Genomic DNA, 21,874 nt, shown 5'->3' on the forward strand with positions numbered 1-21,874 from the left:
TAGGCGGATCCGATGAACCCCAGCGGCACGGCGGACGCCGTCGTCGTCGGCGCCGGTCACAACGGGCTGGTGGCCGCGAACCTGCTGGCCGACGCGGGCTGGGAGGTCCTCGTGCTGGAGGCCACCCAGGTGCCCGGCGGGGCGATCCGCTCCGCCGAGGTCACCGCCCCCGGCTACCTCAGCGATCTCTACAGCTCCTTCTACCCCCTCGGGTACGCCTCACCGGTGCTGCGCGGGCTCGACCTCGACCGGTACGGGCTGGCCTGGGCGCACGCCCCGGACGTGCTGGCCCACCTGTTCCCGGACGGGCGGGCTGCGGTGATCAACCGGGACGTGGACGTCACCGCGGCCTCGCTGGCGGCGTTCGCCCCCGCCGACGGGGACCGCTGGCGGCAGGCGTACGCCGACTGGTGTCGGGTGGCCGAGCCGATGCTGGACGCCATCACCACCCCCTTCCCGCCGGTCCGCAGCGGGCTGACCCTGCTGCGCCGGCTGCACGTGTCCGGCGCGTTACGGCTGGGTCGGCGGCTGGTGGTGCCGGTACGCATGCTCGGCGACGAGCTCTTCGAGGGCGAGGGCGGGCCGGCGCTGCTCGCCGGGTGCGCGCTGCACACCGACCTGTCGCCCGAGGAGGCCGGCTCCGGGGTGTACGGGTGGCTGCTGACCATGCTCGGCCAGCAGGTGGGTTGGCCGGTGCCGGTCGGCGGTGCCCAGAAGATCACCGACGCGCTGGTGGCCCGGCTGGTCGAGCGGGGTGGCCGGATCGACTACGGCGCCCGGGTCGACCGGGTGCTCGTCGCCCGGGGCCGGGCGATGGGAGTGCGTACCGCCGGCGGCGCCACCTGGCGCGCCCGCCGGGCGGTGCTGGCCGACGTGCCCGCCCCGGCGCTCTACCTGGACCTGGTCGGCGCCGCGGCGCTGCCGCCCCGGCTGGTCGAGGATCTGGCCCACTTCCGGTGGGACGGCTCCACGCTGAAGGTGGACTGGGCGCTGTCCGCGCCGGTGCCGTGGCGGAACCGCGCCCTGGCGGGCGTCGGCACCGTGCACCTCGGCGCCGACCTGAACGGCCTCACCACGTACTCGGCGGCGTTGGCCCGGCGGGAGGTGCCACGGGACCCGTTCCTGCTGGTGGGGCAGATGTCGGTGGCTGACCCGAGCCACTCGCCGGCGGGCACCGAGTCGCTCTGGTCGTACACCCACCTGCCGTTCCGCCGGCACTGGCGGTCCGAGGAGATCGCCGCCCACCTGGAGCGGATGGAGGAGGTGCTGGAGGCGGCCGCCCCCGGCTTCCGCTCGCTGATCGTCGGGCGACACGTGGCCGGTCCGGCCGACCTGGAGGCCGGCGACCCGAGCCTGGTCGGCGGTGCCATCGGCGGCGGCACCTCGGCCGCGTACCAGCAGCTTTTCCTGCGGCCGATTCCCGGCCTTGGACGGGCGGACACCCCGGTCGACCGGCTCTTCCTGGCCAGCTCGTCGGCGCATCCGGGCGGCGGGGTGCACGGGGCGCCCGGCGCGAACGCCGCGCGGGCGGCCCTCGCCCGGGACCGCGCACTCACCGGCGGGCTGTACGCGGGCGCGATCGGCGCGGCGCACCGGACGATCTACCGCTGAGCACCGCCGGTTACGTGCGGTCGGGGTGCAAGACCTCACGCTGCGTCACGGGTGGCGCAGCGTGAGGTCGGCGGTGGTGAACCGGTCGGCCGGCTCAGCTCTCCAGGTTGCGGTGCCGGCTACGCAGCCGGAACGGCATCAGCGCACTTTCGATCTTGGTGGCGGTGGTCATCTTCGAGGCGCCGTCCCGGCGCTCCTCGAAGCGGATCGGCACCTCCAGGATGGTGTGCCCCAGCTTGGTGGCGAGGTAGTGCATCTCCACCTGGAAGCTGTAGCCGTTGGACTGCACCCGCTCCAGCCCGATGTCGCGCAGCGCGTCCGCCTGCCAGATCTTGAAGCCGGCGGTCAGGTCCCGGATCCGCACCCGCAGCAGCGTGTGCACATAGAGGTTGGCCCAGCCGCTGAGCGCGCGCCGGTACAACGGCCAGTTCTCGTCCAGCTCGCCGCCGGGCACGTAGCGTGAGCCGATGACCACACTGGCCTGGGTGGAGAGCAGCGCGCCGAGCATGCCGGGCAGCGCCTCCGGCGGGTGCGACAGGTCCGCGTCCATCTGCGCGACGAAATCCGCGCCGCCGTCGAGCGCCCGCCCGATCCCGTCCACGTACGCCCGGCCGAGCCCCTCCTTGCCCGGGCGGTGCGCCACCAGCACCCGGTCGGGGTGCTCGATGGCCAGTTTGTCGGCGACCTCGCCCGTCCCGTCCGGGGAGTTGTCGTCCGCGACGAGCACCTTCAACCCGGGCAGCGGCAGAGCGAGAAGGCGCTCGACCAGCACCGGAAGGTTGCCCGCCTCGTTGTAGGTCGGAACGACGACGGTCAGGCGTGCGTCGCGCCACGGCGAGGGCAACTGCACGGGTTCGATCATCACGGACATCCTCGGTCGGCCGAAAGGTTTCATCTGAGAGGGTAGCCAGTTGTCGCCGTCAGTTCCGCACAGACGTCCGCCCGGAGGATCCCGAGCCGCGTCACCGGTTGCTCGGCCGGCGGGTGGCGATGTCGGAGAGCCGGTTCAACGTCTCCTTGTTGCGTAGGCGCAGCACCACGTCGTTGAGCCAGTTGCAGATCCGGTGCAGCGGCCCGGCGACGAAGTCCTCGCCGATCCGGATCCGCGTCCGCCCGCCGTCGAGCGGATCCAGGGTGAACGAGACGATCGCCTCGCCCGCCGGCCAGATTCCCGCCCGCAACACCAGCCGGTGCGGGGCGTCGCAGGCCAGCACCGTGGAGGCGTCCTGCAGCGACAACGGCCACGGCCCGGCCCGGTGGTGCAGCCGGGCGTCCACCTGCGGCCAGTTGTCGTCCACGCCGCGGACGTGCGTCGTGCCGACCACCCAGTCGCTGTACGTCCACCCGTCGGCGAGCACGTCGAAGACCTGCTGTGGGGGTGCCTCGATCACCTTTTCCACGATCGCCACCCGCCCGCCATACCCTCGCCACGTTCGCCGCTAACGACGGCCGGGTTAGCTTCTCGGGGGCGGCGGGTATCGCCGGACCGGGCCGGTATGGCGGGGACCGGAACCGGGCGGCACCGGCGGACGCGGCTCCGCCGAAGTTGATGTTTACTCCTCGGGGGGTCGGGAACCCGCCGCCCGTGCGACGGGACCACGAGCGGGATCAGTGCAGGTCAGCCCGGGTTGACCCGGCTGCTGGCCGATTCCCGTCCGGCCTGTACGACGCGGTGCTGCTGGACCGGGACGGCACGCTGATCGAGGACGTGCCCTACAACGGCGACCCGGAGAAGGTCCGCCCGGTGCCCGGGGCGCGGGAGGCCCTGGACCGGCTGCGCGCGGCCGGCCTGCGCCTGGCGGTGGTCAGCAACCAGTCCGGCCTGGCCCGGGGCTGTTTCACCGCGGACGAACTGCGGCGGGTCAACGCCCGGGTGGAGGAACTGCTCGGGCCGTTCGACAGTTGGCAGATCTGCCCGCACGGCGAGCCGGACGGCTGTGCCTGCCGCAAGCCGGCCCCGGGCCTGGTGCACGCCGCCGCCCGGGCGCTCGGCACCACGCCGACCCGGTGCGTGCTGGTCGGCGACATCGGTGCCGACATGATCGCCGCCGCCGCGGCCGGCGCCGCCGGCATCCTGGTGCCCACCCCGGCCACCCGGCCGGCGGAGGTGACCGCCGCGCCCACGGTCGCCGGCGACCTGCCGGGCGCGGTCACGGAGATCCTGCGCCGGATCCGCCTCGTGGCCGCCCCCACCGGCGTGCCCCGGCGCGGCACGGTGCTGGTGGCGCGCAGCGACGCCGCCGGGGATGTGCTGGTCACCGGCCCCGGCATCCGCGCGGTCGCCGCCGCCGCGGAGCGGGTGGTGCTGCTCTGCGGGCCGCGTGGCCGGGCCGCCGCCGAACTGCTGCCCGGGGTGGACGAGATCATCGAGTGGCCGCTGCCGTGGATCGACGCCCCGGCCGGCGCGGTCGACCCGGCGGACCTGCGCCGTCTCACCGACCGGCTCGCCGCGCTCGACGCGGACGAGGCGGTCGTCTTCACCTCGTTCCACCAGTCGGCGCTGCCGCTCGCCCTGCTGCTGCGGATGGCGGGGATACCCCGGATCAGCGCGATCAGCGACGACTACCCGGGCTCCCTGCTCGACGTCCGGCACCGGGTGCCGGACGGGGTGCCGGAACCGGAGCGGGCGCTCTCCCTCGCCGCCGCCGCCGGCTTCGCGCTGCCCGCCGCCGACGAGCCGGGCCTGCGGCTACGCGTCGACCGGTTGCCGCCCGTCCCGGCCGGGCCCGGCGAGCCGGGGTACGTCGTGCTCCACCCCGGTTCCTCGGTGGAGACCCGGGCCTGCCCGCCCGAGTTGGCCGCCCGGATCGTCCGGGTGCTCAGCGCCGCCGGCCACCGGGTGGTGGTGACCGGCGGCCCGGACGAACGGGAACTGACCGCCCGGGTCGCCGCCGCCGGTGGCCTCGACCTGGGCGGGTGCACCGGGCTCGGCGAACTCGCCGCGGTCATCGCCCGGGCCGGTGCGTTGGTGGTCGGCAACACCGGGCCGGCGCACCTGGCCGCCGCGCTCGGCGTGCCGGTGGTCAGCCTGTTCGCCCCCACCGTCCCGTTCGGACAGTGGGGGCCGTACCGCGTGCCGGCCGTCCGGCTCGGTGACGCCGGTGCGGCGTGCCGGGACACCCGGGCCACCCGCTGCCCGGTCCCCGGCCACCCCTGCCTCTCCGCCGTCGAGCCGGGGCGGGTGCTGGAGGCGCTGCGGCTCCTCGGCGTACCCGCCGACGCGCCGGAGCCCCTGGTCACGGGACCGGCCGTCTCCGCCTGCGGGGTGGTGCGATGAACGTACTGGTCTGGCACGTGCACGGGTCGTGGACCACCTCGTTCGTGCACGGCAAGCACCGCTACCTGGTGCCGGTCACCCCCGACCGGGGTCCGTACGGCCTCGGCCGGGCGCGCACCTATCCCTGGCCGGAGAACGCCGTCGAGGTGACCCCGCAGCAGTTGCGCCGCTCCGAGGTGGACGTGGTGCTGCTCCAGCGCCCGGAGGAGTTCGACCTGGCCTGCGACTGGCTGGGCCGCCGGGTGGGCCGCGACGTGCCGGCGATCTACGTCGAGCACAACACCCCGAAGGGCGACGTGCCGAACACCCGGCATCCGATGGCCGACCGGTCCGACCTGCTGCTCACCCACGTGACCCATTTCAACGAGCTGTTCTGGGACAACGGCCGGACCCGCACCGCCGTGATCGAGCACGGCGTGGTCGCCCCGGCCGTCGAGTGGACCGGCGAGCTGGACCGGCTCGCCGTCGTCATCAACGAGCCGGTACGCCGCTGGCGGGTCACCGGCACCGACCTGCTGACCCGCTTCGCCGAGATCGCCCCGCTGGACGTCTACGGCATGGGGGTGGCCGGACTGGCCGACCGGCTCGGGCTGCCGCCGGAGCGGCTGACCAGCCACGACGACGTGCCGCAGCACGCCATGCACGCCGAGCTGGCCCGCCGGCGCGCGTACCTGCACCTGTGCCGGTGGACCTCGCTCGGGTTGAGCCTGATCGAGGCGATGACGATCGGCATGCCGGTGGTGGCGCTGGCCACCACCGAGGCCGTGGAGGCGGTACCGCCGTCCGCCGGCGCCCTCTCCACCCGGGTCGACGTGCTGGTGGAGGCGGCCCGCGGCCTCGTGGACGACCCGGCGGCGGCCCGCCGGGCGGGTGCCGCGGCGCGGGCCGCGGCCCGGAACCGCTACGGCCTGGAGCGTTTCCTCGCCGACTGGGACCGGCTGCTGGAGGAGGAAGTATGCGCATCGCGATGATCTCGGAGCACGCCAGTCCGCTCGCCGTTCTCGGCGGAGAGGACGCCGGCGGCCAGAACACGCATGTCGCGGAGCTCTCCGCCGCGCTCGCGGCCGCCGGCCACGACGTCCGCGTCTACACCCGGCGCGACGCCGTGGACCTGCCGGTGACGGTCCGCGCCGCGGACGGCTACGGCGTGGTGCACGTGCCCGCCGGGCCGGCCGAGCCGGTCGGCAAGGACGACCTGTTGCCGTACATGCCGGCGTTCGGGGAGTGGCTCGCCGAACGGTGGCGGGTCGGCGACTGGCAACCCGAGGTGGTCCACGGTCACTTCTGGATGAGCGGCATCGCCGCCCTCGCGGCCGGTCGGCGCACCGGGGTGCCGGTGGTGCAGACGTACCACGCGCTCGGCACCGTCAAGCGGCGCCACCAGGGTGCCCAGGACACCAGCCCGCCGGGCCGGATCGGGCACGAGCGGGAGCTGGGCCGCTCGGTGGACCGGGTGGTGGCGCAGTGCCAGGACGAGGTCGCCGAGCTGGTCCGGATGGGGGTGCCCCGGTCCCGGATCACCGTCGTCCCGTCCGGGGTGAACCTGGCCACCTTCGCCCCGCTCGGCCCGGTCGCCGAGCGGGACGGCGTCCGGCCGCGCATCCTCACCGTCGGGCGGCTGGTGGAACGCAAGGGCTTCCAGGACGTCATCCGGGCCACCGCGCTGGTCCCCGACGCCGAGTGCGTGGTGGTGGGCGGGCCGCCCGCCGGGTTGCTGGAGACCGACGCGTACGCGCTGCGGCTGCGGGCGCTCGCCGGGTCCTGCGGGATCGCCGACCGGGTCAAGCTGATCGGCGCGGTGCCCCGCGAGGAGATGGGGCGCTGGTACCGCTCGGCGGACGTGCTGGTCGCCGCACCCTGGTACGAGCCGTTCGGGCTCACTCCCCTCGAAGCGATGGCGTGCGGCGTACCGGTGATCGGCTCCGCGGTCGGCGGCCTGATCGACACGGTGGTGCCCGGCCGGACCGGCGACCTGGTGCCGGCCCGGGACCCCGAGGCGCTCGGTGCCGCGATCCGCCGGCTGTTCGGCGACCGGATCCGCCGCTTCGCGTACGCGACGGCGGCGCTGGACCGGGCCCGCACCCGCTACTCCTGGTCGACCACCGCGGAACGCCTCGCCGGCGTGTACGGCGAGGTGGCCGCCGTGCGCCGGCCCACCCGGGTGGTCGCCTGATGGCGGCGTCGGACTCCAGCGGCAGCCGGCCGTCGGCGGCGCTCGGGCCGGCCGTCGGCGGGACGGTGCTGGAGGACCACCTGACCCAGCTCGCCGCCGCGCTGCTGCCGTTGCGCCGGTCGGAGGACCTGCTGGCGCGCTGGGGCCGGGAGTTGGCGCTCCGGCTGGCCGCCGGTGGGCGGCTGCTGGTGGCCGGCAACGGGGGCAGCGCCGCCGAGGCGCAGCACCTCACCGCGGAACTGGTCGGCAAACTCCGCGACGACCGCGAACCGCTGTCGGCCATCGCGCTGCACGCGGAGACCTCCGCGCTGACCGCGATCGGCAACGACTACGGCTTCCCGGAGGTGTTCGCCCGCCAGGTCCGCGCACACGGCCGCGCCGACGACATTCTCCTGCTCATGTCCACCAGCGGCGCCAGCGCCAACCTGCTCGCCGCCGCCCGCGCCGGACGCGAGTACGGGCTGCGTTGCTGGGGCTTCACCGGCCCGGCCCCCAACCCGCTCGCCGCCGCCTGCCACGAGAGCCTGGCCGTCGACTCGCCGGAGAGCCAGGTGGTGCAGGAGCTGCACCTGGTCGCCACCCACGTGCTCTGCGAGTACGTCGACCGGGCCCTGCCGGCCGCGCTCGCCACCCCGGCGGCGGACCGGGGGCCGGCCGGTCCGGTGCGTACCGGCGTCGAGGTGGTGCTCGGGGACGCCGCCGGTCGGGAGGTGCAGGCCGGATGAGGAGGTCGAGCATGACGGGACCCGTGGTGGTGCTCGGTGACATCCTGCTGGACCGGGACGTCGAGGGCGTGGTGAACCGGCTCTGCCCGGATTCCCCGGTGCCGGTGCTCGACGAGGCCACGTACGTCGACCGCCCGGGCGGGGCCGGCCTGGCCGCCGTCTTCGCCGCCGCCGGGGGCGCCGAGGTCGCGCTGGTCACCGCGGTCGCCGACGACGCGGGCGGGGCTCGGCTCGGCACCCTGCTCGCCGCCGCCGGCGTGCAGCTATACGCGCTGCCGCTGCCCGGGGCCACCCCGGAGAAGGTCCGGCTGCGGGCCCGGGGCCGGGTGCTGCTGCGCCACGACCGGGGCGGGCCGGCCAGCCCACCCGGCGAGCCGAGCGAGGCGGTGCTGCGGCTGCTCGCGAACGCCTCCGCGGTGCTGGTCAGCGACTACGGCCGGGGCGTGGCGCGGCAGCCGACGCTGCGGGCCGCGCTCGCCGCCACCCGCGCGCCGGTGGTCTGGGATCCGCACCCGCGCGGCCCGGCCGCGGTGCCCGGGGTGCACCTGACCACCCCGAACGAGCCGGAGGCGCGCGAGCTGGCCAAGGTACGGCCGGGCGCCTCCCGACTGGCCACCGCGTCCCGCAGCGCCCAGGCGCTGCGCCAGCGATGGCGGGCCGGCGCGGTGGCGGTGACCCTGGGCGGGGACGGCGCGCTGCTCTGCCACGCCGGCTCCACCCCGCTGGTGGTGCCCGCCCCGACCAGCGCCGAGGGAGACACCTGCGGGGCCGGGGACCGGTTCGCCGCGGCGGCGACCCTCGCCCTGGCCCGGGGCGCGCTGGTCTCCGAGGCGGTGCAGGAGGCGGTCGCCGAGGCGTCCGCGTACGTGGCCGGCGGGGGAGTGGCCGCCGCGCTGCCCGACCCGGTGCGGGACGTCCCGCCGCCGGTGGCCACCAGCGGCGGGGCGCGGATCGGTGCGGCCGCCGCCGGCGCGGTGGTCGCCGAGGTACGCGCCGCCGGTGGCACCGTCGTCGCCACCGGCGGCTGCTTCGACCTGCTGCACGCCGGGCACGTGGCGACCCTCCAGGCGGCCCGGCAGCTCGGCGACTGCCTCGTCGTCTGCCTCAACTCCGACGCCAGCGTGGCCGGGTTGAAGGGAGCGGGGCGGCCGGTCGTGCCGCAGGGCGACCGTAGCCGGCTGCTCGCCGCGCTCGGCTGCGTGGACGCCGTGCTGGTCTTCGACGAGTCCACCCCGCACGCGGCCCTGTCCTGGCTGCGTCCGGACATCTGGGTCAAGGGCGGCGACTACGCCACCGGCGGCGGCGAGCAGACCCTCCCCGAGGCGGAGATCCTGGCCCGCTGGGGCGGGCACACGGTGGTCGTGCCGTACCTGGACGGCCGGTCCACCACCGACATGATCGCGGCGGCCCGGTCCGGTCGCGGCTTCGCGGGAGACGTCCGGATGGCGGGTACGCGTCGCGAGGCGATCGCCCGGTCGACAGCAGAGGGGGCGGCATGAGCAACAGTCCACCCGGGACCGGCCCGACCGTCCTGGTCACCGGCGGGTCGAGCGGGCTGGGCGCGGCGGTGGTCGTCGCGGTGGCCCGCGCCGGGGGCCGTCCCCTGGTACTGGACCGGCAGCGGCCCGGCGACGGGGTGCCATGGGTCGAGTGCGACCTGGCCGACACCCGGGCCGCCGAGGCGGCCACCCGCGAACTGGCGGAACGCTCCGGCGGCCTGGACGCCGTGGTCACCGCCGCCGGTGTGGACGTGCCGGGGAAGCTGATCGACGTCCCGGCGGAGACCTGGGAGCGGGTCGTCACGGTCGACCTGCTCGCCACGGCGGCGGTGATCCGGGCCGCCCTGCCCTATCTGGAGGCATCCCGGGGCAGCATCGTCACCATCGCCTCCACGCTCGGCGTCAAGGCGGTCAGCGACGCCACCGCGTACTGCGCGGCGAAGTTCGGGGTGGTCGGCTTCACCCGGGCGCTCGCCGCCGAGCTGGCCGGCGCGGTCGGCGTCACCCTGCTGATTCCGGGCGGCATGCGCACCGCCTTCTTCGACGCGCGGGACGCGCAGTACCGCCCCGGCCCGGAAGCCGTGCTCAACGAGCCCGCCGACACCGCCGCCGCGGTCATGTTCGCGCTCTCCCAGCCACCCGGCTGCGCGGTACGCGAGATGGTGGTCTGCGCCGATCAGGAGTCGTCGTACCCGTGATCCTGGTCCTGCGGGCGCTCGGGGTCGGCGACCTGGCGGCGGCCGTGCCGGCGCTGCGCGGCCTGCGGGCCGGCTTCCCCGGCCGGGAGCTGGTGCTGGCCGCGCCGGCCTGGCTGACGCCGCTGGTCGACCTGGTCGGCGTGGTCGACCGGGTGCTGCCCACGGAGGGGCTGGCCGACCGGGCGGCCTGGCCGGTCCCGCCGCCCGAGGTGGCGGTCAACCTGCACGGCCGGGGTCCGCGGTCGCACCGGATGCTCGCCGCCGCCCGGCCCGGCCGGCTGCTCGCGTTCGCCCACCCCGACGCGGGGTTCTCCGACGGTCCGGTGTGGGACGACGACGAGCACGAGGTCCGCCGCTGGTGCCGGCTGCTGCACTGGTACGACCTGCCGGCCGACCCGGCCGACCTGGCGCTGCGCCGCCCGCCGGTGGCCGGATTCCCGGCCGGCGCCACCGTGCTGCACCCGGGCAGCAAGATCCTCGCGAAGCGCTGGCCGGCGGAGCGTTTCGCGGCGCTCGCCCGGACGTTGGCCGCCCGGGGGCACCAGGTGGTGCTCACCGGCTCCGCCGACGAGCGGGACCTCGCGCGACGGGTGGCCCGGGAGGCCGGGCTGCCGCCGGACGCCGTGCTCGCCGGCCGGACCGACCTGGCCGCGCTGGCCGCGTTGGTGGCCGACGCCCGGCTGGTGGTCAGCGGCGACACCGGGGTGGCCCATCTGGCCACCGGGTACGGCATCGCCTCGGTGGTGCTCTTCGGCCCGGTGCCGCCCGCGCACTGGGGACCGCCGGCGGACCGCCCCCGGCACCGGGTGCTCGGCGCCGGGCACCGGGTGCGGCTCGACCGGGACCGCGCCGGTGGGGAAGCCGCCCACCCGGGCCTGGCGGCCATCCCGGTCGACGAGGTGCTGGCCGCCGTGGACGAGGCGGAACGGGCCGTGCGGGTCTCCGGTGCGGTTGCGGCGTAGCGATCCGGGCCGCCCGGGCTACGGACGCCGGCGGCGCGGTAAGGGCTGGCTCTTCGTCGATCCGAAGGGCGAGTCGATCCGCGACCTCGACGAGCTGGTCCGACTGCGCGGCCTCGTCATCCCGCCGGCCTGGCGGGACGTCTGGATCTCGCCGCACCCGAACGGGCACATCCAGGCCATCGGCATCGACGCGGCCGGGCGCAAGCAGTACCTCTACCACCCGCGGTGGCGCCAGCAGCGGGACGAGGCCAAGTTCGACCACGTGCTGGAGGTGGCCCACCGGCTGCCGGCGCTGCGCGACCGGGTTGACCACGACCTCGCGCTGCGCGGGCTGCGGCGGGAGCGGGTCCTCGCCACCGTCGCCCGGCTGCTCGACATGGGCACCTTCCGGGTCGGCAACGACCAGTACGCCACCGGCGACGACCCCACGTTCGGGGTGTCCACCCTGCGCCCGGAGCACGCCCGCGCCCGGGCCGGCTGCGTGGTCTTCGAGTTCCCGGCCAAGGGCGGCGTCGAGCAGGTACGCCGGATCGAGGACCCCGAGCTGTGCCGGGTGCTGACCAACCTGCGCCGCCGGCGGCGGGCCGAGGAGCGGCTCTTCGGCTACTGGGACGGCCGGACCTGGCGGGACGTGCGCAGCGACGAGGTGAACGACTACCTGCGCGACGCCAGCGGCGGGGAGATGACCGCCAAGGACTTCCGTACCTGGCACGCCACCGTGCTGGCCGCCACGGAGTTGGCGACGGTCGGCGAGCAGCGGTCGGTCACCGCCCGCAGGCGGGCGGTGGCCGGGGTGATGCGTTCGGTCGCCGAGCTGCTCGGCAACACGCCCACGGTGGCGCGTACGTCGTACGTGGATCCGCGGGTGGTGGACCTCTACCACGACGGCGTGGTGGTTCCGGTGGAGCCGGAGATGCCGCGGGAGGCGGTGGAGAAGGCCGTGCTGGTGCTGCTGGAGGAGGAGGGTTGACCGACCCGCCAGTCCTGGGGGAAACACGACGGGGCCGGAGTCCGCGTAGCCGTCGACGGCCGGTGGCGACGGATGCTCGCCGGCACGCGCCGGCACCGGGCGGCCGCCCGCGACGGAAGGGTCGCGGGCGCCTCGCCACGGCCCCCCGTTACCAGTGGGCCGCGCCGGGTTTCCCGGTTGCCGGCCCGCAATCAGTATGTGGGCTCGGAGTTGACCACGGACGCCGATGTGTTGACGATGCGTGCCCGTTCCAGGTGCTGCGCCCGGTACGCCTGCGGCGTCTCCTCGTGCGCGGCCCGGAACGCCCGGCTGAAGTGCGCCTTGTCGCGGAAGCCCCAGCGGCCGGCGATCGCCTGGATGGGCAGGTCGCGCAGGGCCGGGTCGGCGAGGTCGCGGCGGCACCGTTCCAGGCGCTGGTCCCGGATGTACGCCGCGACGGTGGTCTCCTCGGCCTCGAAGAGCCGGTGCAGCGACCGGACGGAGATGTGGTGCGCGTCGGCGATGCGCTGGGGGCTCAGCGACGTCTCGCCCAGATGCTGGCCGATGTGGGCGCGGACCTGGGCCAGCAGCGCGCGCCGGCGTACCTCGGTGGGCACCGCGTCGGTCGAGACCAGGTGCCGGCCGAGCATGGTGGAGAGCAGGTCCACGCCGACCCCGGCCAGCCGCTCGGCGTCCACGGCGTGGTACTGCTCGGGATGGCCGGTGAGCTGGATGAGGTAGTTGGCCAGCAGCGCGCCGACCCCCTCGGCGCCGGACATCCGGCCGGCGAACAGCGGGGCGAGCCGGCGGTGGGACAGCGGCAGCACGTCGTACGGGACGAAGGCGACGATCGAGCTGACGGGTTTCCGCCCGTTGTCGTCGCCGTGGTGGCTGAGTTCCTGGGGGCGGGCGCTGTCGTAGAAGGTGAAGTCGCCGGGGCGGCAGACGCCACGCTGCCCGTCCTGGTCGGCGATGCCGGTGCCGGTCAGCGTCAGCGCGAGGAGGTAGCAGTCCGCTTCGGAGCGTTGGATCAGCTTCCGGGTCCGGATCCCGTCCAGCGAGGGGTAGCGGTGGCGGATCAGCTGTATCGGGCCGAGGTCGAGGAACTCCGCCCGCGCGGCGAAGTCGTCGGCGTGCTCGGTGCGGATCCGCATGAGCGCGGGCGTGTGGGCGAGCATGTCCAGCCACATCCCGAAGCGGTCGCGCGGGGGCGCGTGCGCCGTGTCGAAGACCTGCCGGTTCAGCCTTGCGTCCATTGACGACCCCTGTGCCTCGTTCTACATGCGGATGACGCCCCACGGGCTCGCCTGGCGGCAGCCGTGGGGCGTCGGATATCCGTCATTGACGGCAATGATCGCCTCTGTTGTTCCCGGGCGGGGAACCGGGGGTCAGCCGTTGAGGACCTGGGCGAGCCGGTCCCGGAAGCGCCGCTCCGAGTCGCTGACCACGTCGCCGCCGAGGCCCAGGATGCCGCCGCTGCTGGCCGCGCCGACCACCTGCTCGGCGATCTCCACCAGCCAGTGCCGGTACGCGCCGGCCTGTCCCTCGTCCACCTTGCCGGTCAGCAGGGCCGACGCCCGGGCGGCCCGGGCGAGCACGTCGTCGATCACCGCCTGCGGGTCGGCGGGCGCGACGACCGGCAGTTCCGCGCCGGTCTCCGGGTCGCCCACCCGCGTGACGACCTCACCGGCCACGGCGGCCACCAGTGGGCTGGCCGACTCGCGTCCCCCGGCGATGGCCTCCAGCCCGGCGGCGCTCTCGGCCATGGTGCGTCGGGTGCCGTCGGACTCGGCCGCGCTCGCCGCGCTGAGGACGGACTGCGGCAGCCCGACCAGCAGCCCCCACTCCTCGTCGGAGAAACCGAACCCGGTGTACGCCGGCTGCTCGATCACGATCAAGCCCCTTTCGCGCTGGTCGTCGTTGTCCACGGGCACCGCGTCGGTGCCCGGGTCAGGCTAGTGCAGCACCGCACGCGGGGCGGCCGTCGGTGCGGCGGACGAGGCGCCCCGCGGAGCGACGGCATCGGACGGGTGGACGGTTCCGTCAGTGGCGGCAGGTACCCGAGGGGAGAGCGGGCGAAACCGGCCGCCCCGGCGTCAACTCAGCCGGGGCAGCACCTCGCGCTGGTAGAGGTCGATCAGTCCCTGCCAGTGCGGCCCGGTGTTCGTCACGTAGAGCTCGTCGTATCCCGCCCGGGCGTACCTGTCGATCATCTCCAGGTGGGCGTCCGGGTCGTTGCCGCAGACGAAGGACCGCTTCATGCTCTCCGGTCGCACCAGCCGCGCGGCCTGCTCGACGTGCCTCGGTGACGCGAGCACCTGGGACAGTTCGCCGGGCAGCCCGGAGTTCGGCCACTTCTCGTACGCGATCCGCACGCCCTCGTCCTCGGTGTCGGCGTACGCCGCCTTGAACCCGGCCTGGCACGGCTTGTCGCCGCCGCCGTTGTCCCGGAACCGGCGGACCAGGTCGGCGTCCGGCCGGGTGCTGATGTAGCCGTCGCCGATCCGGGCGGCCAGGTCGATCGACCTCGGGCCGAAGCCGGAGACGTGGATCGGCGGGGGCGTGTCGGGCCGGGTGTAGATCCGGGCGTGCTGGACGGTGTAGTGCCGGCCCCGGTGATCGACCACCGCGCCGGTCCACAGCGCGCGGATCACCTCGATCGCCTCCGCCAGCATCTCCAGCCGCACGCCGGTCGACGGCCAGGCGTCGCCGAAGATGTGCTCGTTGAGCGCCTCGCCGGTGCCCACCCCGAGCACGAAGCGGCCCGAGTGCAGCACCGCGCTGGTGGCGGCGGCCTGGGCGATCACCGCCGGGTGCAGGCGGACGGTGGGGCAGGTGACCGCGGTGGTCACCGGCAGCCCGCAGACCTGGCTCAGCGCGCCGATGGTCGACCAGACGAAGGCGCTCTGGCCCTGGGCGTCGATCCAGGGGTGGTAGTGGTCGGAGATCCACAGTGCCGTGAAGCCGGCCCGCTCGGCGGCGCGGGCCTGCGCCAGCAACTCCGCCGGGGCGTACTCCTCACTGGACAGGAAATAGCCGATCCGCATCGCTCCCCCTTGCCGCGGCCCTGGCCGGGCGTCCGCCCGGCCGACCAGAGCGGTACCCGGAAGGCGTCGGCCCGAACGCCGTCCCCCGCGATCAGCGGCGGAACATCGCGCGGATCGCGAGCAGCAGGAACAGGCCGCCGACCACCAGGCCGAGCAGGCGTACGCCGGGGACGTCCGCGGCGGTGGTGGCGTCGGCGAGCGGCGGGGGGGACATGTTCGCACTCTCGCACGGCCGGTCCGGGTACGCCAGCCGCTAACAGTAAGGATTGTTGACTATTTCCGGGTGCGGTGTGAACATTGGCAGCACCGCCGCCGGCGGGCAGGCCGTGGGGAACAGACGGGGGTACGACAGCGCATGACCGAGCGCAGCGAGCGGATCGTGGGAGCGACCGGAGACCTGGCGGCCCTCGCCGCCGCCGTCCTGCAACCCGGGTTCGTCGGCGCCACCCCGCCACCCTGGGTGCGCCGGTGGCTCGGCGAGGGGCTCGGCTCGGTGGTCCTCTTCGCCCGCAACATCGTCGACCACGACCAGGTCGCCGCGCTCACCGCGACGCTGCGGGCCGAACGGCCCGACGTGATCGTCGCGATCGACGAGGAGGCCGGTGACGTCACCCGGATCGAGTCGGCCCGGGGCAGCTCGCGGCCCGGCAACTTCGCCCTCGGCGCGGTCGACGACGAGGGCCTGACCGAGGAGGTCGCCCGCGACCTGGGCGCCGAGCTGGCCGCCCTGGGCGTCACCCTCAACTACGCCCCGGACGCCGACGTCAACTCCAACCCGGCCAACCCGGTCATCGGGGTCCGCTCGTTCGGCGCCGACCCCGCCCTGGTGGCCCGGCACACCGCCGCCTGGGTACGCGGACTCCAGGCCGGTGGGGTGGCCGCCTGCGCCAAGCATTTCCCCGGCCACGGGGACACCCGGGTCGACTCCCACCACGACCTGCCCCGCATCGGCGGCGACCGGGCCCGGCTGGACGCCGTCGAGCTGGCGCCGTTCCGGGCCGCGGTGGCCGCCGGGGTGCAGGCGGTGATGACCGGACACCTGCTGGTGCCGGCGCTGGACCCGGAGCTGCCGGCCACGCTCAGCCCGCGCATCCTCGGCGGCCTGCTCCGCGACGAGCTGGGCTTCCAGGGGGCGGTGGTGACCGACGCGGTGGAGATGCGGGCGGTCGCCGACCGGTACGGCTTCGCCGGGGCGGCGGTCCGTGCCCTCGCCGCCGGGGCGGACGCCATCTGCGTGGGCGGGGAGCGGGCCACCGAGGCGGACGCGGTCGAGCTGCGCGACGCCATCGTCGCGGCGGTGGCCGCCGGCCAACTGCCGGAGGAACGGCTGGCCGAGGCGGCGAAGCGGGTCGGTCAGCTCGCCGCCTGGACCGTCGCCAGCCGCGCCGGCCGAGCGGCGACCGCCGGCGCGGGCGACGGCTCGGCGGTCGGGCTGGCCGCCGCCCGCCGGGCCCTCCGGGTGGTCACCGGTCGCGCCGGGCTGCTGCCGCTGGCCGGCCCGGCGCACGTGGTGGAGTTCGTCCCGCCCCGCAACATCGCGATCGGCGCGGAGACCCCGTGGGGGATCGCCGCCCCGCTGGCCGAGCTGGTCCCCGGCACCACCACCGTCCGCTACGCCGAGGACGACGCCGTCGCCGACCCGGCCGCCGCCGCGGCGGCCGACCGTCCCCTCGTGCTGGTGGTGCGGGACCTGCACCGGCACGACTGGATGCGGGACGCGGTGGCTCGTGCCCTGGCCGCCCGCCCGGACGCCGTGGTGGTCGAACTGGGCGTGCCCGAGCTGGTCACCGGCGCGGTGCACCTGGCCACCCACGGCGCCACCCGGGCGGCCGGGTACGCCGCCGCGGAACTCCTCACCGGCCCGCGCTGACCGGCGGCGGCTCCGGCCACCCCGCCCGGCGGCGGGTCACGGCTCGGCGACCACCAGGTTGGCGTACTCGGGGTGGCGTTCGATGAACGCGGCCACGAAGGGGCACTTCGGCACCAGGCGGTCGCCGCGCTCGCGGAGCTGGTCCAGGGTGCCCCGGACCAGCGCCTCGCCGACGCCCATGCCCCGGTAGCGCTCGTCCACCTCGGTGTGCGTGAAGACCAGCACCTCGCCGCGCGGCAGGTACGCGGTGAACCCGGCCAGCGCGTCGTCGACCAGGATCTCGAATCGGTGCTTGGCGGGGTTCTCCTCGACCAGGTAGCTCACCGGGCCATTGTCTCTCCTGAGCCGGCCGGCCGGTCGGGTTCGGCCGGCAACCGGTCCACCTCGTCGACCCCTCGCCTGGCCGACGCCTCGTACCCTTGGCCGGGTGACGAACCGACGCGCCTTCCCCTCGCCGACCTCCACCCGCCGCGCCGCCGGCCTGCTGGCGGGCCTCGCGCTCGGGGCCGCGCTGCTGGCCGGCTGCGGATCGGAGGGCAGCTCCACCGACTGCGGCCTGGACGCCTGCACGGTCACCTTCGACCGTGGGGTCGAGGCGCGCGCCAGCATCCTCGGCGTCGAGGCGAAGCTGGTCGGCGTCCAGGGCGACCAGGTCACCGTGGAGGTGGCCGGGGAGCGGCTCTCGCTCACCGTCGGCCAGCAGGCCACCGAGGCCGGCGGCTTCCAGGTGACCCTGGACAGCGTCACCGACCAGCAGGTCGCGCTCCGGGTGGCCCGCAACCCGAACGGCTGATCAGACGGGGCGGTGTTTGGGACGCCGTCCGGCGGGAGATTGTGCCGCCATGTCACTCACCCGGAACGCCGCGACCGCCGCCGCCCAGGCCGCGAACAGCCGGTGGCTCGAACTGCTCACCCGGGCCGGATTCGTCGGTTACGGGATCGTGCACCTCCTCTTCGCCTGGCTCGTCGTGCAGATCGCCTTCGGTCGCTCCGGTGAGGAGGGCAACCAGAACGGCGCGCTGCGTACCCTGGGCGCCCAGCCGCTCGGCGGGTTCCTGCTGGTCACTGTCGCGATCGGGCTGTTCGCCATGGCCGTCTGGCAGGCGTTCGAGGCGACCGTCGGCCACCGCGGCCTGCGCGGCCGGCAGCGGCTCTTCGAGCGGGCCGCCTCGGTCGTGCGTACCGTCGTCTTCGCCTGGCTGGCCTGGACGGCGGTCAGGGTTTTCCAGGACGCCAGCGCCAACGCCTCCGATCAGCAGGAGGCGCTCTCGGCGAGGCTGATGGCCGCCACCGGTGGCCGGTGGCTGGTCGGGCTGGCCGGCCTGGTGCTCGCCGCCGTCGGCGTCGGCATGGTGGTCTACGGCCTGCGGAAGAAGTTCGAGAAGAACCTGATGACCGGCGAGATGACCGCGCGGACCCGCAGCCTCGCCTGCCGTCTCGGCATGTTCGGGTACGTCGCCCGGGGCGCGGTCTTCGCCGTCGCCGGCCTGCTGGTCGTCGTGGCCGCGGTGAGATACGACCCGGAGCGGGCGCGCGGCCTGGACGCCGCCCTGCGGACCCTGCGCGACCGGTCGTACGGGCCGGTGCTGCTGACGGTGATGGCGCTCGGCATCGCCGCCTTCGGCGTCTACTGCCTCCTCCAGTCCCGGTATCGCCGCGTCTGATCCTGGTCGACACCGGTGCGGCCGGGCACCCGGGCACGGCCCGTGCTGCCCTGGCCGGAGGGGAGAGCAATCCGTGCGGAGTTATCTCGGAACGGTCGTCGCCGCGCTGGCCGCGGCGGCGGTCGCCCTGTCGCTGGTCGAGGTGGCGCACCGGGCGACCCGGCGGCTCGGCCGGCGCTCGCTGCTGTTGGCCGAGCTCACCGAGCACGCGCACTCGCGGGCGGCCCGGCGCGGACGGCAGCGTTCGCACCGGCTGCGTTTGTTCCGCCGGTTTCGGGGGATCCGCTGGGGCACGCCCCGATTCCGGTCCGTCTCCGGCGACCGGACGTCCGGTGGCGCGCGGCCGGGCCGGTCGCTCCGCACAGGATTGACGGGCGGCGACTCCGGGCATACAGCGCGGTGATGACGAAAGGAGGACAGCATGGCTGACGTCGCGAGTCGCAGCACGTCCCGGACCGGGAGCGAGCCGTCCACCGGAGAACTGGTGCAGCGGGCCGCCGAGCAGGTCACCCGCCTGGTGCGGGACGAACTGGCGCTGGCCCGGGCCGAACTGACCCGCAAGAGCAAGCACGCGGGGATCGGAATCGGTCTGTTCGGCGGCGGCGGGGTGATGGCCCTCTTCGGCGCCGGCGCGGGGGTCGCCACCGTGATCCTGGCGCTGGCCCTGGTGCTGCCGGCGTGGGCGGCCGCGTTGATCGTGTCGGTGGCCCTCTTCCTGCTCGCCGGGCTCCTCGCCCTCATCGGCAAGCAGCAGGTCAGCCGTGCCGTCCCACCCGTGCCGGAGGCGACGGTCCGCAGCGTACGGGCGGACGTCGACACCGTCACCGCAGCGGTGAGGGACGGGAGGCGGTCATGACCGGCAACGGCACCGGGGACGTGGAGGCACTCCGTGAGGAGATCCGCCGGACCCGGGTCGAGTTGGGTGAGACGATGGAGCTGCTGGCCGCCAGGGCCGACGTCAAGGCCCGGCTGCGGGAGTCCGCCGCGCAGGCGAAGGGCCGGATGCGCGAGCAGGCCGCCCAGACCATGGCCCGGGTGCGCGGGCAGACGGCGGGGCAGGCCCGCTTCGCCCGCGAGCAGGCGGCCGGAAAAATCCGGCTCGCCCGCGCGCACGGGCAGGGGCAGGGCGGGTCGGTCCGACGTGGCCCGTTGCCGTGGGCGGCTGTCGCGGCCGGCGCGGTGGCGACCATGGTGGTGCTGCTGATCGTCCGCGGGAGGCGCAGGTGAGCAACAAGGTCGGCAAGGCCGCGTACAAGCCGGTCGGGGTGCTGCTCGGGCTGGCCGCCGGTACGGTCGCCGGGGTCATCTTCCGGCAGGTCTGGCGGGTCACGGCGGGCGACGGGGAGGCGCCCAGCGCCACCGACGAGCATCGGCGCTGGGGCGAGATCCTGGCCGCCGCCGCGTTGCAGGGCGCGATCTTCGCGGTCGTCCGGGCCGCCGTGGATCGCGGCGGGGCGATCAGCGTACGCCGGCTCACCGGGCACTGGCCCGACTGATCCGGCCGCGAACAGGGCCTCTTCCCGATGAGGGAAGGGGCCTTTCGCATGGCCCGCTCGGCCCGGCCAGTGGACCCGCCGCAACCTTCAGGTCACATGTCGGAGAATTTCGTCGGGTAGGCTGTGCAGAGTTTTTGCGTACGTGGTTTGCTGTCTCACGCTGTTGAGAGAAGCGTGGGTTGAGAGAAGTCTCCTTCACCGGGGGCCGCCTCAGGCGCCGCTGCTCGAAAACGGCCAATCGGCCGCACGGCGTGCTCGGCCGCCAGTTTTAGAAGGAGATACACATGGCGCAGGGAACCGTGAAGTGGTTCAACGCTGACAAGGGCTTCGGCTTCATCACCGTCGACGGCGGGGGTGCTGACGTGTTCGTCCACTTCTCGGCCATCCAGACCAGCGGCTACCGCACGCTGGAGGAGAACCAGCGGGTGGAGTTCGAGATCGCCCAGGGTCAGAAGGGTCCGCAGGCCGAGCAGGTCCGCCCCATCTGAGTACGGAGCCGGCTTACGCCGGCCGCCGCGTAGCCCCGCGTCCCGTTTGGGAGGCGGGGCTTTCCGCATTCATAGGACGATTCTCGGCATCAGTCGCGATGGCCCCGGGCCCGCATGCCGAAATAGAGCGCGACGAGTCCGATCAGGACGACGACCGGGCCGATGACCGCCCAGATCCGATGGCCGGTCATCACGCTGTCGGTCGCGTAACCCAGGCCCTGCACGGTCCAGAGCGCGCCCAGCACGACGGCCAGCAGCCCCAGGGTGAGCCGGAACCAGCCCCTCATCGTTCCCCCTCCACCGACGGGCACCTGACTCCAGCATGCCCGCGCCGGCCGGCCGGCGCGGGCGCCGCGCCGACGGGCCGGCGGGTCCGGCTCACCAGCGGTCGTGCACCTGCGGCCGGATCAGCTCGTCGTACGTCTCGCGGACGGCGGCCAGCTCGGCCCCGGTCAACGGCGGCAGGTCGGCCGTGGCGGCGTTGCGCCGCGCCTGCTCGGCGTCGCGGGCGCCGGGGATGACCACGGTGACGCCGGGCTGGTCGAGGATCCAGCGCAGCGCGAACTGGGCCATCGTCCGGCCGTCGCCGACCAGCGGCGAGAGCCGGCGTACGGCGGCCAGGCCGAGGTCGTAGTCGACCCCGGAGAACGTCTCGCCGACGTCGAACGATTCCCCGTGCCGGTTGAAGTTGCGGTGGTCGTTCGCCGGGAACGTGGTGTGCTCGTCGTAGCGACCGGAGAGCAGGCCGCTGGCCAGCGGCACCCGGGCGATGATGCCCACGCCGGCCGCCGACGCGGCGGGCAGCACCCGGTCGAGCGGCTTGAGCCGGACCGCGTTGAGGATGATCTGCACGCTGGCCACGCCGGGCCGGGCGATGGCGGTGAGCGCCTGGTCGCAGGTCTCGACGCTGACCCCGTACCCGGCGATCCGCCGCTCGGCGACCAGGGTGTCCAGCGCGTCGAAGACCCGGTCGTCGGCGAAGACCGCGGTGGGCGGGCAGTGCAGCTGCACCAGGTCGAGGGTGTCCACGCCGAGGTTGGCCCGGGAGCGGTCGGTCCAGGCCCGGAAGTTGTCCAGGGTGTACGCCTCCGGCGTCTGCGGCACCCGCCGGCCCATCTTGGTCGCCACGGTCAGCCCGTGCCCGGGGCGCTCGCGCAGGAACCGGCCGATCAGCCGCTCGCTGCGGCCGTCGCCGTACACGTCGGCGGTGTCCAGGAAGGTGACGCCGGAGTCGACGGCGGCGGCGAGCACGTCCATCGCCGCGCTCTCGCTGACCTCACCCCAGTCGGCGCCGAGCTGCCAGGCACCGAGTCCGACGATGCCCGCGTGCCGGCCGAGCCGGCCGAAGCTGCGCTGTTCCATTCGCGGAAGCCTAGTGAGCGGCTTGCCGGCGCGCGCGGCGGGCCGTACCGTCT

General features: G+C 75.0%; 25 protein-coding genes and 1 pseudogene. 17 read left to right on the forward strand and 9 right to left on the reverse strand.

Annotation, left to right across the window (positions count from 1 at the left end; all coding sequences use genetic code 11):
* The first annotated feature begins 12 nt into the window (after nt 1-12).
* The gene (locus GA0070621_RS03525; RefSeq protein WP_091191533.1) at nt 13-1,611 is read left to right on the forward strand and encodes a phytoene desaturase family protein; all 1,599 of its coding nucleotides are present in this window, start codon (nt 13-15) and stop codon (nt 1,609-1,611) included.
* Nucleotides 1,612-1,705: 94 nt separating this feature from the next.
* Here the strand turns inward: GA0070621_RS03525 and GA0070621_RS03530 are convergent, their stop codons facing one another.
* Nucleotides 1,706-2,473: a polyprenol monophosphomannose synthase gene (locus GA0070621_RS03530; RefSeq protein ID WP_091201964.1), complete on the reverse strand. Its 768-nt coding sequence runs from the start codon at nt 2,471-2,473 to the stop codon at nt 1,706-1,708.
* Nucleotides 2,474-2,573: 100 nt separating this feature from the next.
* On the reverse strand, nt 2,574-3,020 hold the full coding sequence (locus GA0070621_RS03535) for an SRPBCC family protein (protein ID WP_091191535.1): 447 nt from the start codon (nt 3,018-3,020) through the stop codon (nt 2,574-2,576).
* Between the two features lie 140 nt (nt 3,021-3,160).
* Between GA0070621_RS03535 and GA0070621_RS03540 the strand changes: the two genes are divergently transcribed.
* The 8 genes from GA0070621_RS03540 to GA0070621_RS03575 are packed head-to-tail and all read left to right on the forward strand — an operon-like array spanning nt 3,161 to nt 11,915.
* Nucleotides 3,161-4,888 carry an HAD-IIIA family hydrolase gene (locus tag GA0070621_RS03540; protein WP_197673943.1) on the forward strand — a complete coding sequence of 576 codons (1,728 nt, stop codon included), beginning with the start codon at nt 3,161-3,163 and terminating at the stop codon, nt 4,886-4,888.
* On the forward strand, nt 4,885-5,859 hold the full coding sequence (locus GA0070621_RS03545; protein WP_091191538.1) for a glycosyltransferase: 975 nt from the start codon (nt 4,885-4,887) through the stop codon (nt 5,857-5,859). The genes GA0070621_RS03540 and GA0070621_RS03545 overlap by 4 nt, the downstream gene beginning before the upstream one ends.
* A complete protein-coding gene (locus tag GA0070621_RS03550) occupies nt 5,844-7,061 on the forward strand; it encodes a glycosyltransferase (protein WP_091191540.1) in 1,218 nt (405 codons plus the stop codon). Before GA0070621_RS03545 ends, GA0070621_RS03550 begins: the two co-directional genes overlap by 16 nt.
* Nucleotides 7,061-7,786 (forward strand): D-sedoheptulose-7-phosphate isomerase, encoded by a 726-nt coding sequence (locus GA0070621_RS03555; RefSeq protein WP_091191541.1) that lies wholly within the window; start codon nt 7,061-7,063, stop codon nt 7,784-7,786. Before GA0070621_RS03550 ends, GA0070621_RS03555 begins: the two co-directional genes overlap by 1 nt.
* Nucleotides 7,787-7,797: 11 nt before the next feature.
* Entirely contained in the window at nt 7,798-9,285 is a 1,488-nt protein-coding gene (locus GA0070621_RS03560; RefSeq protein WP_091191543.1) for a PfkB family carbohydrate kinase, read from the forward strand.
* Nucleotides 9,282-9,983: an SDR family oxidoreductase gene (locus GA0070621_RS03565; RefSeq protein WP_091191545.1), complete on the forward strand. Its 702-nt coding sequence runs from the start codon at nt 9,282-9,284 to the stop codon at nt 9,981-9,983. Before GA0070621_RS03560 ends, GA0070621_RS03565 begins: the two co-directional genes overlap by 4 nt.
* Nucleotides 9,980-10,945 (forward strand): glycosyltransferase family 9 protein, encoded by a 966-nt coding sequence (locus GA0070621_RS03570; protein WP_091191547.1) that lies wholly within the window; start codon nt 9,980-9,982, stop codon nt 10,943-10,945. Before GA0070621_RS03565 ends, GA0070621_RS03570 begins: the two co-directional genes overlap by 4 nt.
* Nucleotides 10,929-11,915: a DNA topoisomerase IB gene (locus GA0070621_RS03575; RefSeq protein ID WP_091191549.1), complete on the forward strand. Its 987-nt coding sequence runs from the start codon at nt 10,929-10,931 to the stop codon at nt 11,913-11,915. Before GA0070621_RS03570 ends, GA0070621_RS03575 begins: the two co-directional genes overlap by 17 nt.
* Nucleotides 11,916-12,106: 191 nt before the next feature.
* Here the strand turns inward: GA0070621_RS03575 and GA0070621_RS03580 are convergent, their stop codons facing one another.
* From GA0070621_RS03580 to GA0070621_RS31065, 4 genes are all read right to left on the reverse strand, one after another.
* Nucleotides 12,107-13,150 carry an AraC-like ligand-binding domain-containing protein gene (locus GA0070621_RS03580; RefSeq protein ID WP_091191551.1) on the reverse strand — a complete coding sequence of 348 codons (1,044 nt, stop codon included), beginning with the start codon at nt 13,148-13,150 and terminating at the stop codon, nt 12,107-12,109.
* Between the two features lie 132 nt (nt 13,151-13,282).
* Nucleotides 13,283-13,786, reverse strand: coding sequence for a hypothetical protein (locus tag GA0070621_RS03585; RefSeq protein ID WP_091201966.1), 504 nt, complete (start codon nt 13,784-13,786; stop codon nt 13,283-13,285).
* Nucleotides 13,787-13,990: 204 nt separating this feature from the next.
* Nucleotides 13,991-14,941, reverse strand: coding sequence for a TIGR03557 family F420-dependent LLM class oxidoreductase (locus GA0070621_RS03590; RefSeq protein WP_091191552.1), 951 nt, complete (start codon nt 14,939-14,941; stop codon nt 13,991-13,993).
* A gap of 91 nt (nt 14,942-15,032) precedes the next feature.
* A complete protein-coding gene (locus tag GA0070621_RS31065) occupies nt 15,033-15,155 on the reverse strand; it encodes a hypothetical protein (protein ID WP_269455373.1) in 123 nt (40 codons plus the stop codon).
* Between the two features lie 141 nt (nt 15,156-15,296).
* On the opposite strand from GA0070621_RS31065, the gene GA0070621_RS03595 reads away from it, so the two are divergent.
* The gene (locus tag GA0070621_RS03595) at nt 15,297-16,811 is read left to right on the forward strand and encodes a glycoside hydrolase family 3 protein (protein ID WP_091191554.1); all 1,515 of its coding nucleotides are present in this window, start codon (nt 15,297-15,299) and stop codon (nt 16,809-16,811) included.
* Nucleotides 16,812-16,847: 36 nt separating this feature from the next.
* On the opposite strand, the gene GA0070621_RS03600 is transcribed toward GA0070621_RS03595, so the two are convergent.
* Nucleotides 16,848-17,135 carry a GNAT family N-acetyltransferase gene (locus tag GA0070621_RS03600; RefSeq protein WP_091191555.1) on the reverse strand — a complete coding sequence of 96 codons (288 nt, stop codon included), beginning with the start codon at nt 17,133-17,135 and terminating at the stop codon, nt 16,848-16,850.
* 103 nt (nt 17,136-17,238) lie between these two features.
* Between GA0070621_RS03600 and GA0070621_RS03605 the strand changes: the two genes are divergently transcribed.
* The 7 genes and pseudogenes from GA0070621_RS03605 to GA0070621_RS03635 all read left to right on the forward strand — a co-directional run bounded on the left by GA0070621_RS03605 (nt 17,239) and on the right by GA0070621_RS03635 (nt 20,459).
* Entirely contained in the window at nt 17,239-17,604 is a 366-nt protein-coding gene (locus GA0070621_RS03605) for a hypothetical protein (protein WP_091191557.1), read from the forward strand.
* A 49-nt stretch (nt 17,605-17,653) separates the two neighbouring features.
* Nucleotides 17,654-18,475, forward strand: a complete 822-nt coding sequence (locus tag GA0070621_RS03610) for a DUF1206 domain-containing protein (protein WP_091191559.1) — start codon at nt 17,654-17,656, stop codon at nt 18,473-18,475.
* A 73-nt stretch (nt 18,476-18,548) separates the two neighbouring features.
* Nucleotides 18,549-18,689: pseudogene (locus tag GA0070621_RS30290) on the forward strand (mechanosensitive ion channel family protein); the annotation flags it as partial.
* Nucleotides 18,690-18,896: 207 nt separating this feature from the next.
* Nucleotides 18,897-19,331 (forward strand): phage holin family protein, encoded by a 435-nt coding sequence (locus GA0070621_RS03620; RefSeq protein WP_091191562.1) that lies wholly within the window; start codon nt 18,897-18,899, stop codon nt 19,329-19,331.
* Nucleotides 19,328-19,702, forward strand: coding sequence for a DUF3618 domain-containing protein (locus tag GA0070621_RS03625; RefSeq protein WP_091191564.1), 375 nt, complete (start codon nt 19,328-19,330; stop codon nt 19,700-19,702). Before GA0070621_RS03620 ends, GA0070621_RS03625 begins: the two co-directional genes overlap by 4 nt.
* A complete protein-coding gene (locus GA0070621_RS03630; protein WP_091191565.1) occupies nt 19,699-19,971 on the forward strand; it encodes a DUF4235 domain-containing protein in 273 nt (90 codons plus the stop codon). Before GA0070621_RS03625 ends, GA0070621_RS03630 begins: the two co-directional genes overlap by 4 nt.
* Nucleotides 19,972-20,255: 284 nt before the next feature.
* Nucleotides 20,256-20,459: a cold-shock protein gene (locus GA0070621_RS03635; protein ID WP_007075740.1), complete on the forward strand. Its 204-nt coding sequence runs from the start codon at nt 20,256-20,258 to the stop codon at nt 20,457-20,459.
* Nucleotides 20,460-20,548: 89 nt separating this feature from the next.
* On the opposite strand, the gene GA0070621_RS03640 is transcribed toward GA0070621_RS03635, so the two are convergent.
* On the reverse strand, nt 20,549-20,746 hold the full coding sequence (locus tag GA0070621_RS03640) for a hypothetical protein (protein ID WP_091191567.1): 198 nt from the start codon (nt 20,744-20,746) through the stop codon (nt 20,549-20,551).
* Between the two features lie 91 nt (nt 20,747-20,837).
* The gene (locus GA0070621_RS03645; RefSeq protein WP_091191569.1) at nt 20,838-21,821 is read right to left on the reverse strand and encodes an aldo/keto reductase; all 984 of its coding nucleotides are present in this window, start codon (nt 21,819-21,821) and stop codon (nt 20,838-20,840) included.
* Between the last annotated feature and the right edge of the window lie 53 nt (nt 21,822-21,874).

The organism is Micromonospora narathiwatensis (assembly GCF_900089605.1).
GTDB lineage: Bacteria > Actinomycetota > Actinomycetes > Mycobacteriales > Micromonosporaceae > Micromonospora > Micromonospora narathiwatensis.

Bases quoted from the DNA above. Each gene is read 5' to 3' on its own strand.
- GA0070621_RS03525 (WP_091191533.1), top strand. From the start codon at position 13: ATGAACCCCAGCGGCACGGCGGACGCCGTCGTCGTCGGCGCCGGTCAC.
- GA0070621_RS03530 (WP_091201964.1), bottom strand. From the start codon at position 2,473: ATGATCGAACCCGTGCAGTTGCCCTCGCCGTGGCGCGACGCACGCCTG.
- GA0070621_RS03540 (WP_197673943.1), top strand. From the start codon at position 3,161: ATGTTTACTCCTCGGGGGGTCGGGAACCCGCCGCCCGTGCGACGGGAC.
- GA0070621_RS03545 (WP_091191538.1), top strand. From the start codon at position 4,885: ATGAACGTACTGGTCTGGCACGTGCACGGGTCGTGGACCACCTCGTTC.
- GA0070621_RS03550 (WP_091191540.1), top strand. From the start codon at position 5,844: ATGCGCATCGCGATGATCTCGGAGCACGCCAGTCCGCTCGCCGTTCTC.
- GA0070621_RS03555 (WP_091191541.1), top strand. From the start codon at position 7,061: ATGGCGGCGTCGGACTCCAGCGGCAGCCGGCCGTCGGCGGCGCTCGGG.
- GA0070621_RS03560 (WP_091191543.1), top strand. From the start codon at position 7,798: ATGACGGGACCCGTGGTGGTGCTCGGTGACATCCTGCTGGACCGGGAC.
- GA0070621_RS03565 (WP_091191545.1), top strand. From the start codon at position 9,282: ATGAGCAACAGTCCACCCGGGACCGGCCCGACCGTCCTGGTCACCGGC.
- GA0070621_RS03580 (WP_091191551.1), bottom strand. From the start codon at position 13,150: ATGGACGCAAGGCTGAACCGGCAGGTCTTCGACACGGCGCACGCGCCC.
- GA0070621_RS03590 (WP_091191552.1), bottom strand. From the start codon at position 14,941: ATGCGGATCGGCTATTTCCTGTCCAGTGAGGAGTACGCCCCGGCGGAG.
- GA0070621_RS31065 (WP_269455373.1), bottom strand. From the start codon at position 15,155: ATGTCCCCCCCGCCGCTCGCCGACGCCACCACCGCCGCGGACGTCCCC.
- GA0070621_RS03595 (WP_091191554.1), top strand. From the start codon at position 15,297: ATGACCGAGCGCAGCGAGCGGATCGTGGGAGCGACCGGAGACCTGGCG.
- GA0070621_RS03610 (WP_091191559.1), top strand. From the start codon at position 17,654: ATGTCACTCACCCGGAACGCCGCGACCGCCGCCGCCCAGGCCGCGAAC.
- GA0070621_RS03620 (WP_091191562.1), top strand. From the start codon at position 18,897: ATGGCTGACGTCGCGAGTCGCAGCACGTCCCGGACCGGGAGCGAGCCG.
- GA0070621_RS03625 (WP_091191564.1), top strand. From the start codon at position 19,328: ATGACCGGCAACGGCACCGGGGACGTGGAGGCACTCCGTGAGGAGATC.
- GA0070621_RS03635 (WP_007075740.1), top strand. From the start codon at position 20,256: ATGGCGCAGGGAACCGTGAAGTGGTTCAACGCTGACAAGGGCTTCGGC.
- GA0070621_RS03640 (WP_091191567.1), bottom strand. From the start codon at position 20,746: ATGAGGGGCTGGTTCCGGCTCACCCTGGGGCTGCTGGCCGTCGTGCTG.
- GA0070621_RS03645 (WP_091191569.1), bottom strand. From the start codon at position 21,821: ATGGAACAGCGCAGCTTCGGCCGGCTCGGCCGGCACGCGGGCATCGTC.